The following is a 13341-nucleotide window of genomic DNA, read 5'->3' on the forward strand; positions in this document are numbered from 1 at the left end:
GGTGCCGGGGGCCGCACGGCAGGGTCGGGGGGCGTGGCCACCTTGCTGATCGTCCATCACACGCCCTCGCCTAACTGCCAGGCGATGTTCGAAGCCGTCGTCTCCGGGGCGACGGACCCCGAGATCGGGAACGTCCGGGTCGTCCGCGTGCCCGCGCTGTCCGCCACGGCCTCCGACGTCCTCGCCGCCGACGGCTACCTGCTGGGCACGCCCGCCAACCTCGGCTACATGTCCGGCGCCCTCAAGCACTTCTTCGACCAGGTCTACTACCCGTGCCTGGATGCCACGCGCGGACGTCCCTTCGGCTACTGGGTGCACGGCGGCAACGACGTCACCGGAGCGGTCCGCGGGATCGAGTCGATCACGACGGGCCTCGGCTGGCGCCGCGCCGCCGAGGCCGTGACCGTGACCGGCGAGCCGGACAAGGGCGACACCGAGCGCTGCTGGGAGCTGGGCGCGACGGTCGCCGCCGGGCTCATGGACTGACCCGGGCGCGCTCAGGCCCGGCCGCTCAGGTCTCGTCCAGCCGTCGCCGGTCTTGCTCGTCCCACGTACGGGTGTCGCGCGGCTGGGTGTACGGCTCGGCCTCCGGCGGATGCCCACCGGCGATCGCCCGCTGCCGGACCGTCTCCGCGTCGAACTCCAGGCCGAGCAGGATCGCCAGGTTGGTGATCCAGAGCCAGATCAGGAAGACGATGACACCGGCCATCGTCCCGTACGTCTTGTTGTACGAGGCGAAGTTGGCCACGTAGATCGCGAACCCTGCGGAGGCGAGCAGCCAGATGCCCAGGGCCAGCAGACTGCCCGGGGTGATCCAGCGGAAGCCCTTCACCTTGGCGTTGGGGGTCGCCCAGTACAGGATGGCGATCATGATCGTCACCAGGAGGACCAGGACGGGCCACTTCGCGATCGACCACACCGTCAGCGCGGTGTCGCCGATGCCCAGGGCCGTCCCCGCCTGACGGGCCAGTCCGCCCGTGAAGACCACGATCAGCGCGCTGAACACGGCCAGCACCATCAGCACGACGGTCACGCCGACCCGCACCGGCAGCAGCTTCCACACCGGCCGGCCCTCGGGCATGTCGTAGACGGCGTTGGCGGAGCGGATGAACGCGGCCACGTAACCGGAGGCCGACCAGACCGCCAGGACGATACCGACGATCGCCATCAGCGAGCCGATGCCGGCGTTGCCCTGCAACTGCTCCACGGCCCGGGTGATGATGTCGCGCGCCGAGCCGGGGGCGAGCTGCTGGACGTTGTCGAGCACCTTGTCGGTGGTCGACCTGCCGGTCAGGCCCAGCATCGACACCAGCACCAGCAGCGCCGGGAACAGCGCCAGCACGCCGTAGTAGGTCAGCGCCGCCGCGCGGTCGGTCAGCTCGTCGTCCTTGAACTCGCGCAGACTGCCCTTGAGCACCGCACCCCACGAGGCGCGGGGCAGCTCGGTCGGCGAGTCCGGCGCCGCGCGCTCGACCTCGGGACCGGGCCCGGGCTCCGCGGCCTCGGCGGAGCGCTCGGGGCCTTCCCGGCGTTCCGCCTCGGGCCCGGTGCGCCGGTCCTCCGCGGGCGGCGTCTCGGCCGCCTGTGGGCCTTTTCGTCCGGGTATATGCAGCTTCACCATGAAGGCCGAGTAACCCCTGGCCGGGGCCTTAAGCGGGGCCGGGCGGGGGAGTCGCCGTGACCCTGAGCGAGAGCCGGCTCGGCTGTCGGGGCGCCCGGCCCCGTGGGGGGCCTTCGGCGGGATGCGCGGGGCTGAGAGACTCGGGCGGGCGACTCGACGTGCCTGGCAGGCCCGCGCCGCCTGCCAGGGGGGTGTCGTGCGGGGCTCAGGTGGCGCCCTGCCGGCTGCCAGTCCTCTGGCTCGGACCGGCTACGGATCGCCGACGCCGACGCCGACACCGACGTCGACCCCGACGCCCGCGAGCGGCGCCCGGAATCCGGCGGCATCCTTCGGCGCGGCACAGCCTCGGCGGCGAGCCACGCGGCCCGGCCCACCGCTGCCGGGGCCTTGAGGGAGCGCTCCCACACCGTGCACGATGCCGCCATGACCGCGCACACGATCATCCGCCCCTACCGCCCCGAGGACCGCCGGGCCCTGGACGAGATCTGCGTCCGCACCGCCCACAACGGCGAGGACAGCCGCCCCCACTACACGGACCCGGACATCTTCCCGGCCACCTTCGCGGCCCCCTACGTCCACCTGGAGCCGGAGCTGGCCTTCGTGCTGGACGACGGACAGGGGCAGGCCGTCGGATACGTCCTCGGCACGGCCGACACCGCGCGTTTCGCGGAGGCCTTCCGTGCCGACTGGCTGCCCCTGGTCGCCGGGCGCCACCCGGAGCCGCCCGGGCGGCCGCGCACCCCGGACGAGGAGATAGCGCACCTGCTGCACCACCCGGAACGCATGGTCGTGCCCGAACTGGCCGCCTACCCCGCCCACCTCCACATCGACCTGCTGCCCGCCTGGCAGGGTCGCGGCCACGGGCGCCGGCTGATGCGGACGTTCCTCGCCACGCTCCAGGACAGGGGCGTACCGGCCGTGCACCTCGCCATGGCCACGGCCAACACCCGGGCCAGGGCCTTCTACGACCGCATGGGCTTCCACGAACTCCAGGTCCCCGACCCCGGCTCGGCCACCTTCCTGGGGCGCAGCACCGAGGAGCTCGAGCGGCTCTGACCCGACCCGCCTCCCGCAACCACGGCTGCCGCCAGGCGTGGCAGCACGACCCCGACGCCAGGTGGAACGGGAACGGCCTCCGCCGCGACGGGTTTCCCGGGTCCATGAGAGTTCTCCGAAAATCTTCGAGGCACCTGAACACACCGGTGCTCCCGTACGTATGGGGCGAGGGGATTTTCATGCCCGGCACGCCACAAGCGCAGGAGAGCACCCTTGGCACGCAATACGCGAAGACGCCCTACAGGCAAACGACGCGCGACCTTCGCCGCGTTCGCGCTGATCCTGGGCGGAGGCGGCCTGATGGCCGCGAACGTCTACGCCTCGGCCACGGACGGCGGTTGGGACGGTGACTCCGCCTCGACGCGGTCCGGCACGGGGGTTCCCGCCGGGGGCGCGACCATCGACTGCCCGGACGTGGGCACCAAGCTGACCGCGGTGCCCGAGCAGGCCAGGGCGGAGGTCGACAAGGAACTCGCCCTGCTGGACGAGCAGATCGCCCTGGCCTACCAGCGGCTGACCGCCTCGGCCCAGCAGATCCAGCAGGACTCCGGCTTCGCCGACAGCGCGATCGTGAACCCGCTGAAGGACAAGCGGGCCGCGACCCTGGAGCGCATCGCGATCGCCATCGACCGCGTGGGGGACCGGCCCGAGGGGCTCGACGACCTCGCCGCCTGCACCCTGCGGGCCTCCGGCAACCAGGCTCCCGCCCAGGGCGAGGGCCAGGACGGCGGCGGTGAACAGCCCGGCCAGGAACAGGGCGAGGGCGGACAGGACGGCCAGGAGCAGGGCCAGGGCGCCAACGGGGGACAGGCGGGCAACGGCCCCGTGGCCGCCGACTTCGCGGACATCAAGAACGTCCAGCCGAACGTCAGTACCCCGCGCGCCGAGGGCAACGCCTCCCGCGGCTCGTTCGCGACCAGTTGCGGTGTGAACGAGAACGGCCTGTTCAACTCGGACAACGTCATCGTCGCTCCGGGTGTCACCAACGGCGCCCACCACTTCCACGACTACGTCGGCAACCAGTCCAACGACGCCTTCGCCAGCGACCAGGACCTCGCGAACGCCGAGACCAGCTGTGTCGACCAGGGCGACAAGTCCTCCTACTACTGGCCGGTGCTGCGCCTGCAGAACGGCACGCAGGAGCAGGACGCCCAGAAGCCCGGCGGCGGCATCGAGGGCAACGCGGGCGAGATCGTCACGCCCAAGCAGGTGACGCTGAACTTCGTGGGCAACCCGCGCGACAAGGTCACGGCCATGCCGCGGCTGCTGCGCATCATCACCGGCGACGCCAAGTCGTTCGTCAACGGCCCGGCCAACGCCAACGCCTCCTGGAGCTGCACCGGCTTCGAGGACCGGCAGCTGAAGGACAAGTACCCGCTGTGCCCGCAGGGCAGTGACGTGGTGCGCACCTTCAAGTTCCAGAGCTGCTGGGACGGCCGCAACATCGACAGCGCCAACCACCGCACGCACGTGGCGTTCGCGGACGCCGCCGGGGCCTGCCCGTCCGGTTTCCGTCCCATCCCGCAGCTCGTGCAGCGCATCGTCTACGACGTCGACGCCCCGAGTCTGCAGGACGGCGGCCGTACGACACCCCTGTTCGCGGTCGACTCCTTCCCGGAGCAGCTGCACAAGCCGGTGACGGACCACGGCGACTTCATCAACGTCTTCGACGAGAACCTGATGAAGAAGATGGTCGACTGCATCAACGACGGCCGCACGTGCAGCGCCGGTGCGGGCGGGGACCCGGGCCAGGAGGAACCGGGTCAGGGCGAAGAGCCCGGCCAGGGCGAGGAGCCGGGGCAGGGCGAGGAACCCGGTCAGGGTGAGGAGCCGGGCCAGGAGGAGCCTTCGCAGACGCCGGAGGCCCCGCAGGAGCAGCCCTCGGGCACTCCGGACGCGCCGCAGGACGGCAACGCCGGCGGCAAGCCCGGCGACGCCGACGGCGGGGACGGCAAGGGCGACGAGGGCAAGGGCGACGAGGGCAAGGGCGACGACGGCAAGGGCGAGGCCTCCGAGGCCCCGGCCGCCGGCAAGCCGACCGGCGCGCCGAAGCCCGCCGACGGGTCCGAGGCCCCCGGCACCGCCGCACCCGAGGTGCTCGCCACGCCCTCCTCGGGGGCAGGCACGGGCGACGAGGACGCCGACGGCCTCGGCGAGTCCCAGGCCGTCGGCACGGCCACCAGCGCCGCTCCGACCCCGTCGTCCCCGTCCCTGACCGAGCCGCAGGCGGTCGGCCAGGGCGGCCTCGCCGACACCGGCGCCCAGCTCTGGCCGGCCGCGGCCGGCGCAGTCCTGGTCGCCGCGGGCTTCGTGGTCCTCCGCCGCGTGAGACGAGGCTGACCGACCGCACCCCGGTAGGACCGCGAACGGCGGCGGGACCCCTCAGCGGGGGCCCGCCGCCGTTCCGTGCGTTGGCGGGCACGCACCCGCCGGCACCCTTCGGCGATCGCCGAAACACGCACGATCTAGCGTGATCCCATGAACCTCGACATCACCAGGAACGGCATGTCCGGCGGAGCGGCGGCGTGACGCCGGGGGAGATGGCGGCCGTGCTGGCGGCCGGCACGGGCGCGGGGGCCGTCAACGCCGTCGTCGGCTCGGGCACGCTGATCACCTTTCCCGTCCTGCTCGCCACCGGACTGCCCCCGGTCACCGCCACGGTGTCCAACGGGCTCGGCCTGGTCCCCGGCTCCCTCAGCGCGATCATCGGCTACCGCGAGGAACTCCGCGGCCAGGGCCGGCGCGCCGTCCTGCTCGGCATCGGTGCCGCACTCGGCGGCCTCACGGGCGCGGTCCTGCTGCTGACCCTGCCCGCGTCGGCCTTCGAGCGGATCGTGCCGGTCCTGGTGGGTCTCGCCCTGGTCCTGGTCGCCTGCCAGCCGCTGATCGCCCGGCGGGTGCGCCGCCGGCGCCCGGCCGGCGCCCGCGCCCGGCGCGACGGCGGGCCGCTGCTCCTCACCGGCATGACCCTGGCCAGCGTCTACGGCGGCTACTTCTCCGCAGCCCAGGGCATCATCTACGTCTCCCTGATGGGCATGCTGCTGGACGACACGCTCCAGCGGCTCAACGCCGTCAAGAACGTCCTGGCGGCCGTCGTCAACACCGTCGCCGCCGTGGTGTTCCTCTTCTACGCGGAGTTCGACTGGACGGCCGTCGTGCTCATCGCCGCCGGTTCCGCGCTGGGCGGCCTGATCGGAGCCCGGGTCGGCCGCCGCTTCAGCCCGGCCGTCCTGCGCACCCTCATCGTCTCGGTCGGCACCCTCGCCCTGGTCCACCTCGTCGTGCACTGACCCCCGGGCCTACGACCCCGGCCGCCCCGCCGGCGCCGCCGCCTCGCCCTCGGTGTCGATGTGCGGCAGCACCCGGTCCAGCCACCGCGGTGTCCACCAGGCGTGCCGCCCGAGCAGGGTCATCACGGCCGGCACCAGGAGCAGGCGCACCACCGTCGCGTCGATGAGCACGCTGACGGCCAGCCCCAGTCCGAGCATCTTGACCACGATGTTGTCGCTGACGATGAACGCCGCGAACACACTGACCATGATCAGGGCGGCGCAGGTGATGACCCGGGCCGTGATCTCCAGCGCGTGCGCGACCGAGGCCCTGGCGTCCCCGGTGCGCCGCCACGCCTCGTGGACGCGGGACAGCAGGAAGATCTCGTAGTCCATGCTGAGGCCGAAGATGATGGCGAACATCATCATGGGCACGTAACTCTCGATCGGCACCGTGCCGTCGACGCCGAGCGCGGGACCGCCCCAGCCCCACTGGAACACGGCGACGACCACCCCGTAGGAGGCGGTGATCGACAGGACGCCGTGGTGCCCGTGACGTAGCCCTCGGCGTCCGTGCCCTGGACGGTGTCGGGGAGGGTGCCGTCAACCAGCCGGTTGGCGAGATCCGTGGTCGTGGCGCTCCGGGGCGACTCGGACGAGTACACCGTGCCGACGAGGACGTCCCCGTCCTGAGTGGGTGTCAGAGGCGTGACGGCGGCGGCCCCTTCGTCCTTGCCAGGCCCGCCGAGAGGAACCACACCGGCCTGCGTTCCACGCGCTGCGCGTACCGGTGCCAGGTGCCCTGCGCCTCGCCCGCCGCGGTGTCCGCCTCGGCCACGGGACGGCGCACCCGGTAGCGGTCGATACGCCGGCCGACGAGCCCGAGCAGGGCCGGGACCAGGGTGAGCGCCCCGACGACGGCCGAGACGACGGTGACGGCGGCGGCCAGCCCGAGCAGGCCGATGAAGGACACCCCGGACGTCGACAGGCCCCCCAGCGCGATGATCACCGTGCAGCCGGAGACGAGGACGGCGTGGCCGCTGGTGGCGGCGGCCTGCCCGGCGGCCCGCACCGGGTCGGCGCCCTCCATGAGGTTCTGCCGGTGACGGGTGATCATGAACAGGGCGTAGTCGATCCCGACGCCCAGGCCGATCATCGTGGCCAGGGTGGGGGAGACCGTCGCGAAGGTGAACGCGGCGGCGAGCAGCCCCAGGAACGCGAGACCGCCGACGACACTGATGAGCGCGCTCAGCAGCGGAACGCACGCGGCGATGACGCTGCCGAACCCGACCAGCAGCACGACGATCGCCACCGCGAAGCCGATCAGCTCGCTGACCCGGTCGTGGGCGGCCGGCCGGGCGAGTTCACCGAGCGGCCCGCCGTACTCCACCTCCGCTCCGGCCGACCGCAGCGGCTGCACGGCGTCGTCCACCCGGTCCAGGTAGCCGTCGCCGAGCGTCGCGGGCTGCACGTCGAAGCGGACGGTGATGTAGGCCGTCTTCCGGTCGTCGGACAGCGGCCCGACGTTCGGCTGCGACTGGCCCGACAAGGAGCTCTGCGCGGACAGGGGGTTCTGGGCCGACAGGACGTGCGGCAGCTTCTCCAGGTCGGCCACGGCGGTGGAGACCTGCGAGCTCAGCGCGGTCAGGGCCCGCCCCTCGTCGTGCAGCACGAGCTGGCTGCTGTAGCCACCGGCCTGGGGGTCGTGCTTCTTGAGCACGTCCAGGCCCTTCTGGGACTGCGCCTGGGGCAGCGAGAAGTCGTCGGAGTACTCCCCGCCGAGGGTGCGGCTGAGGACCTGCAGGGCCACCAGGGCGACCAGCCAGGCGGCGATGACGATCACGAAGTGGCGCGCGCACCACTCGCCCAGCCGCCGCAGCGGGCCCGGCCGCGTGGTCGTCTCGTCCCCTTCACCCCTGCGGATGTGCGGCATGGAGCGGTCTCCCGTGTCGGTGACGGCGTGCGGTGGCGCCCATTAGACGCGCCCCGCTTCACTCGGCCGTGGACTCCACGCCCCCGCGTGCGGCCGTTCCCCTGAAAGGTGGCCGCCCGGGCTGCCCCGGCGGCGCGGGCCGGACGGGCCGGCCGGGGCCCGGTGCCCGCGACCCGGCCGGCCGCTTCAGCGCCCCGGATCCCAGGGCCACGCCCAGCCCGACCAGGGCGCTGCCCGCGCCCTGCGCGAGGCCGTAGGACCCGGTGCCCACGAGCGGCGCGGTGCAGGCCGCGGCGACCGGGATGAGGCCGGAGAACAGCGTGGCGCGTTCCGCGCCGATCCGCTGCATGCCCATGTACCAGCACACGAACCCGACCACCGTGACCACCACCGCCTGCCACAGCAGCGCGCCGGCCTCGACGGCGTCGGGACGGCGCAGCCACGCGGCCCCGTCGGCCGACAGGCCGGCCGCCGCCGACTCCAGCGCGGCGACCGCGCACACGACAGCGGACAGCAGCCGGGGCCCGAGGGGCCGCAGCACGGGGACCGCGAGCACGGCGAATCCGACTTCGCCCGCCAGCGCGCACACCGAGAAGGCGAGACCCGCGCCGTCCGTGCGCCCCCAGCCCTGGACGACGCAGGCGCCGCCCGCCACCAGCAACGCCCCGTACACGACGGTGCGTTGCGGTCGGCGTCCGTCCAGGAGCGGCACGAGCACGGCGACGACGACCGGGGCGCAGCCCACGAACACGCCGGGAACGGCCGGTTCCGCGGTGCGCTCGGCGGCGAGCACGGCCAGGTTGAACCCCACCATGCCGACCGCCGCGAGCAGGGCCAGACGCACCCACTGGCGCGGCGTCAGCGCCCTGAGCCGGGTGAGCGAACCCCGCCCGGCGAGCGGGAACAGCAGCAGACAGGCCAGCCCGTACCGCAGGAACTGGCCGCCCGCGTACGGGTAGGAGCCGAGGAGGCTGTTGGCGGTGAAGGACCCTCCGACGAGGACACAGGCGAGCGCGGCGAGCAGGGCCCCGCGCGTGGTCGTGGCGTTCATGCGGGTGACGCTAGGCATCCGGGCGGCCCGGGAGGAGGTCCACTTCCCTGCCCTTGTGGGGGACCAATTCGCTTCCGGGCCGCCCGGCACATCCGGGGGTGACTCCCGCAGGTCAGCCGATGTGGTAGCTGTCGCCGTGCCATGGGCTCGCCAGGGGAACGGCGGACACGGACACGCGTACCGTCTCCACGGTCATCCCCGGCATGCGCGGCGTCCGCGCTGTCGAGCGCAACACCGCCGTGAGCGACGGGCGCGCGCTCGCCCAGGACCGGCTGGCGGTGCTCGCCGGGCACCGCCGGCAGCGCAACTTCCGCGGCTGAGCGGCGGTGACGCGCGAGGCCGGACGGGACCGCGGGAACCAAGAGCACGTCCCGTACGTCCACCCTTTGCCCAGGAGGGCCGATCGGGTCGGCAGACCAGCGGAGAGGGGAATCGCCATGGACGAGGCGAGGGCGCAGCAGGGGACCGAGCCGGAGGACGCGGCACGCCGGGCACGCTTCGGGTCGCTCCCCGAGCCGGTGCGCGTGGAGGACATGGTCGAGGAGCGCGCGGCCAGCGTCCCCGACCCGGCGCGCACGGCGTACAACCAGGACGAGTGGCTGGTCCGCTACTGCCTTTGAGTCCCGTGGGACGAGGGCGGAGGCGGAGTCCCGGACTGCGGCCCGCCGCCCCGGCCGCCCGGGCGGGCAATGCCGCCGGCGCCGCTACGCCCGGCCCTTCGCCCCCAGCTCACTGAGCCACCGCACCACGTCCTCGGCGCCCTGGCCGCGGGCGACGTCGAGGGGCGTCAGATCGTCGTAGCCCTGCCAGTCGACGTCCGCGCCGTGGGCGTGCAGGTAGCGCGCGGTGGACAGGTGCCCGCCGTGGCAGGCGCCCCAGAAGGCGCTGGTGAGGTCGGCGGGCGACGGCGGCTCGCCGGACTCCACGCACACCCGGACCCGGTCCAGCAGCCCGAGCGTCGCGGCGTCCTGGAGCGTGGTCCGGGCGCCGTGCTCGACCAGCCGGTACGCCGCGCGCCACTGCCCGAACCCGCGGGCGTCGGCGAGCGGGGTGCCCCCGGCGATCACCCCTCCGGGAGCCTCGATGTCGGCCCCGGCGGCCAGCAGAGCGTCCAGGACGGGCACGTCGTCGTTGCTCGCCGCCCAGTGCAGCGGCGTCTCCTCGTGCGCCCCGCCGAAGCGGGCGTCGGGGTCGGCCCCGGCGTCGACCAGCATCGCGACCACCTCGGGGCCGTGGGGCCGGTGACCGGGCCAGTCGGTGGCGATGTGCAGCAGGCTGCGCGTGCCCGCGCCGTCCTCGCCCCGCTCGGTGACGCGCGCGGTGGCCAGCCCCGGGTGGTCGGTGAGCAGCCGCCGCAGCGAGGACAGGTCACCGGCCCGGATCGCCTCCGTCACCGCGACCGCCAGCGGGTCCCGGGATGTCAGTGTCCGCAAGGCGGTCCTCCCCGTTGCCGTCGAGGCCCCTGATTCTGCCAGGACGACCCTGCGCAGGGGGCCCGCTCGGCCCTCTCCGCCCGCCGGCCCGTCCGACGACATGCTCCCCGGCCCCGGCAGGCGTAGCGTCCGGGTAGGAGCGGGAGGACACGCCATGTCCGGGAGCAACGAGCCAGCCGCGGGCGCCGGGTCGCTGGAGGACGCCCTGGGCGCGGCCCTGGCCGACACCGTGCGCGGCACCGGGGCCTCGACCGGCGGGCTGTACCTGATCGACGACGCGGAACCGGTGCTGCGCCTGGTGGCCCTGTGCGGGCTGCCGGTGGCGTTCACCGCCCCCTGGCAGCGGCTGCCGCTCACCGCTCCGGTGCCCGTCGCCGACGCCATCCGCGACGACCGGCTGGTCCGGATCGGGAGCCAGGACGAGATGGCCCGCCGCTACCCCCGGGCCGCCGCCGTGCTGCCGTACCCCTTCGCCCTGACGGCGGCCCCCCTGACCGGCGTCCGGCGCTCCTGGGGCGGCCTCGTGCTGATGTGGCCCGCGATGAGCCCGCGCCCGCTCACACCGCGCGAACACGACCACATCACCTCCGTCGCCCGCCGCATGGCACGCCTGCTCGACGACGCCACCGGGCCGCCCACCCTGCCCGACCAGCCGCGCGTCGTCCCGCTGGCGGCCGCGCACCACCCGGTGCAGACCGGCCTGGCCGCCGCCGACTACCTCGAACGCCTCCCCGAGGGCGCGCTCGCCCTCGACCTGGAGGGCCGGATCGTCTTCGCCACCGACAGCGCCGCCCGCCTGCTCGGCCGCAGCGCCGACCGGCTGCTCGGCACCCGTCCCTGGCAGTCCCTGCCCTGGCTGGACGACCCCGTCTACGAGGACCAGTACCGCACCGCGGTCGTCAGCCGCGCCCCCGTCTCCTTCACCGCGCTCCGCCCCCCGGACCAGCGCCTCACCTTCCAGCTCTACCCGGACACCAGCGGCATCAGCGTCCGCCTCGTCCCGGGCGGAGACGGGCGCGTGGACCCACCGGCGACCGCCGCCGCACGCCCCGCGCGGGCGGCGTCCACCGGCCGCCTCTACCAGCTGGTGCACCTGGCCGCCGCGCTCACCGAGACGGTCACCGTGCGCGACCTCGTCGCCCTGATCGCCCATCAGATCCTGCCCGCCTTCGGCGCACAGGGACTCGTGCTGTCCTCGGCGGAGGCCGGCCGGCTGAAGATCACCGGCTCCCACGGCTACCCCCGCGACGTCGTCGAGCGGCTCGACGCCCTGGCCCTGGACACCGACCTCACCCCCGCCGGACAGGTCGTCGCCAGCGGCACCCCCGCCTTCTTCTCCCATCCGGCCGAGATGACGGCCAACTACCCCAGGGCGCCCCGGATCAGCGGCAAACAGGCCTGGGCGTTCCTGCCGCTGATCATCTCCGGCCGTCCGGTGGGCTGCTGCATCCTGTCCTACGACGACCCGCACACCTTCACCGCCGACGAACGGGCCGTCCTCACCTCGCTGTCCGGCCTGATCGCCCAGGCCCTGGACCGCGCCCGCCTCTACGACGCCAAGCACCGCCTCGTCGGCGAACTGCAGCGCGCCCTGCTGCCCCGGGCCCTGCCGCGGCTGCCCGGTCTGGACGTCGCCGCCCGCTCCATGCCCGCCGGCCACGGCGTCGAGGTCGGCGGGGACTTCTTCGACGTCCTGCGGCTGGACGACACGACCGCGGCCGCCGTCATCGGCGACGTGGAGGGCCACAGTGTCGCCGCGGCCGCCCTGATGGGCCAGGTGCGCATCGCCGTGCACGCCCACGCCACCGCGGGGGCCGCACCCGACGAGGTCCTCGCCCGCACCAACCGGCTGCTGGCCGACCTCGACTCCGAGCTGCTCGTCTCCTGTCTCTACGCCCAGCTCGACCTGGCCCGCCACGAGGTGTCCTTCGCCAGCGCCGGGCACGTCCCCCCGCTGCTGCGCCACACCGGCCGCCCGGGCGGTGTCCTGGAGGTCGAGCCGGGACCCCTGCTGGGCATCGGCCCCGACACCCGCTACCCGGTCACCACCGCGCCCCTGCTCCCGGGCACCGTGCTCGCCCTCTACACCGACGGCCTGGTCGAAGTCCCGGGCACGGACGCCACCCGCACCACGGCCGACCTCGCCGGGTATCTGGACGGCACCGACGGCCACGACCTGGAGCGGCTCGTCGACCGGCTCGTCCGCCACACCACCCCCGTCGGCCGGCACACCGACGACATCACCGTGCTCCTGCTGCGCGCCACGCTCGGCCCGGACGCTCAGCCCTGACCGGAAGGGTCCGCCTGCACGCGCCGGGCCACGTCCCGCAGTTTGACGTTGTGCTCCTGAGACAGGCGCCGCAGCACGCCGAACGCCTCGTCCTCGCTCAGCCGGTGCCGCTCCCTGAGGATCCCCATGGCCTCACCGATGGCGTGCCGTGTCTCCAGGGCGTGTTCGAGCTGGTCGACGGTGCGGGCGGTGGACAGTGCCACGGCGGCGTGCGAGGCGAGCAGCCAGCCCGCGGTCTCGATGTCCTTGCCGAACGCTCCCGGGCGGCGGGAGTAGAGGTTCAGCGCGCCGAAGTCCTGCCGGTCCGTGTAGAGCAGCACGCCGGTCATGCTGCCGATGCCGAGCTCGCGGGCCGCCCGGCCGAACCGCGGCCAGGACGACTGCGGCACGGTCATGTCGGCGATCCGGAACAGCCGCTCGCCGTCCACACGGCGGGCGGCGTCGAAGCACGGCCCCTCGCCCAGTTCGCCCTGCAGCCGGTCGGACTCCTCGACCATGTCGCCGAAGGCGGCCAGCGTCACGGCCTTGCCCCTGGACACCGTCAGGATGCCCGCCGCGTCGCATCCCTCGACCAGCTTCACCGCGGACGCGGCGATCTTGTCCAGGGTCGCCTGCACGGAATCCTGCGCCAGCAGGTCCCGGGCGAGTACGGCCATCTGCTCGGCGTACCGCTGCCAGTCCAACGCCC

10 protein-coding genes and 1 pseudogene are annotated in these 13341 nt (G+C 73.9%); 6 read left to right on the top strand and 5 right to left on the bottom strand.

Going from position 1 to position 13341, the window contains the following annotated elements; all coding sequences use genetic code 11:
* The first annotated feature begins 33 nt into the window (after positions 1-33).
* Positions 34-486 (top strand): flavodoxin family protein, encoded by a 453-nt coding sequence (locus ACPXCS_RS27755; RefSeq protein ID WP_425950608.1) that lies wholly within the window; start codon positions 34-36, stop codon positions 484-486.
* Positions 487-511: 25 nt separating this feature from the next.
* Here the strand turns inward: ACPXCS_RS27755 and ACPXCS_RS27760 are convergent, their stop codons facing one another.
* Positions 512-1621 carry a YihY/virulence factor BrkB family protein gene (locus tag ACPXCS_RS27760; protein WP_425950610.1) on the bottom strand — a complete coding sequence of 370 codons (1110 nt, stop codon included), beginning with the start codon at positions 1619-1621 and terminating at the stop codon, positions 512-514.
* A gap of 423 nt (positions 1622-2044) precedes the next feature.
* Here ACPXCS_RS27760 and ACPXCS_RS27765 point away from each other — a divergent pair, with 423 nt between their 5' ends.
* The 3 genes from ACPXCS_RS27765 (at position 2045) to ACPXCS_RS27775 (ending at position 5967) form a co-directional block, all read left to right on the top strand.
* A complete protein-coding gene (locus tag ACPXCS_RS27765; protein ID WP_425950612.1) occupies positions 2045-2677 on the top strand; it encodes a GNAT family N-acetyltransferase in 633 nt (210 codons plus the stop codon).
* A 300-nt stretch (positions 2678-2977) separates the two neighbouring features.
* Positions 2978-5017 carry a DUF1996 domain-containing protein gene (locus ACPXCS_RS27770; protein WP_425971045.1) on the top strand — a complete coding sequence of 680 codons (2040 nt, stop codon included), beginning with the start codon at positions 2978-2980 and terminating at the stop codon, positions 5015-5017.
* A gap of 200 nt (positions 5018-5217) precedes the next feature.
* The gene (locus tag ACPXCS_RS27775) at positions 5218-5967 is read left to right on the top strand and encodes a sulfite exporter TauE/SafE family protein (RefSeq protein WP_425950696.1); all 750 of its coding nucleotides are present in this window, start codon (positions 5218-5220) and stop codon (positions 5965-5967) included.
* Positions 5968-5976: 9 nt separating this feature from the next.
* Here ACPXCS_RS27775 and ACPXCS_RS27780 read toward each other — a convergent pair.
* Positions 5977-7879 (bottom strand): annotated as a pseudogene (locus ACPXCS_RS27780) (MMPL family transporter).
* Between the two features lie 58 nt (positions 7880-7937).
* Positions 7938-8930 carry a DMT family transporter gene (locus ACPXCS_RS27785; RefSeq protein ID WP_425950616.1) on the bottom strand — a complete coding sequence of 331 codons (993 nt, stop codon included), beginning with the start codon at positions 8928-8930 and terminating at the stop codon, positions 7938-7940.
* A gap of 437 nt (positions 8931-9367) precedes the next feature.
* Here ACPXCS_RS27785 and ACPXCS_RS27790 point away from each other — a divergent pair, with 437 nt between their 5' ends.
* Positions 9368-9550 carry a hypothetical protein gene (locus tag ACPXCS_RS27790; RefSeq protein ID WP_425950618.1) on the top strand — a complete coding sequence of 61 codons (183 nt, stop codon included), beginning with the start codon at positions 9368-9370 and terminating at the stop codon, positions 9548-9550.
* 84 nt (positions 9551-9634) lie between these two features.
* Here the strand turns inward: ACPXCS_RS27790 and ACPXCS_RS27795 are convergent, their stop codons facing one another.
* Positions 9635-10363 (bottom strand): ankyrin repeat domain-containing protein, encoded by a 729-nt coding sequence (locus ACPXCS_RS27795; protein ID WP_425950620.1) that lies wholly within the window; start codon positions 10361-10363, stop codon positions 9635-9637.
* A 154-nt stretch (positions 10364-10517) separates the two neighbouring features.
* On the opposite strand from ACPXCS_RS27795, the gene ACPXCS_RS27800 reads away from it, so the two are divergent.
* A complete protein-coding gene (locus ACPXCS_RS27800) occupies positions 10518-12653 on the top strand; it encodes a SpoIIE family protein phosphatase (protein ID WP_425950622.1) in 2136 nt (711 codons plus the stop codon).
* On the opposite strand, the gene ACPXCS_RS27805 is transcribed toward ACPXCS_RS27800, so the two are convergent.
* Positions 12644-13336, bottom strand: a complete 693-nt coding sequence (locus ACPXCS_RS27805) for a GAF and ANTAR domain-containing protein (RefSeq protein WP_425950624.1) — start codon at positions 13334-13336, stop codon at positions 12644-12646. The genes ACPXCS_RS27800 and ACPXCS_RS27805 overlap by 10 nt on opposite strands.
* Positions 13337-13341: the final 5 nt, after the last annotated feature.

The sequence above is a fragment of the Streptomyces sp. DT190 genome (genome assembly GCF_049846985.1).
In the GTDB taxonomy this organism is placed as follows: domain Bacteria; phylum Actinomycetota; class Actinomycetes; order Streptomycetales; family Streptomycetaceae; genus Streptomyces.

What these genes read in the sequence shown, in the direction of transcription:
- ACPXCS_RS27790 (WP_425950618.1), top strand. Translation starts at nt 9,368, where the DNA reads ATGGACGAGGCGAGGGCGCAGCAGGGGACCGAGCCGGAGGACGCGGCA.
- ACPXCS_RS27770 (WP_425971045.1), top strand. Translation starts at nt 2,978, where the DNA reads ATGGCCGCGAACGTCTACGCCTCGGCCACGGACGGCGGTTGGGACGGT.
- ACPXCS_RS27760 (WP_425950610.1), bottom strand. Translation starts at nt 1,621, where the DNA reads ATGGTGAAGCTGCATATACCCGGACGAAAAGGCCCACAGGCGGCCGAG.
- ACPXCS_RS27785 (WP_425950616.1), bottom strand. Translation starts at nt 8,930, where the DNA reads ATGAACGCCACGACCACGCGCGGGGCCCTGCTCGCCGCGCTCGCCTGT.
- ACPXCS_RS27800 (WP_425950622.1), top strand. Translation starts at nt 10,518, where the DNA reads ATGTCCGGGAGCAACGAGCCAGCCGCGGGCGCCGGGTCGCTGGAGGAC.
- ACPXCS_RS27775 (WP_425950696.1), top strand. Translation starts at nt 5,218, where the DNA reads ATGGCGGCCGTGCTGGCGGCCGGCACGGGCGCGGGGGCCGTCAACGCC.
- ACPXCS_RS27765 (WP_425950612.1), top strand. Translation starts at nt 2,045, where the DNA reads ATGACCGCGCACACGATCATCCGCCCCTACCGCCCCGAGGACCGCCGG.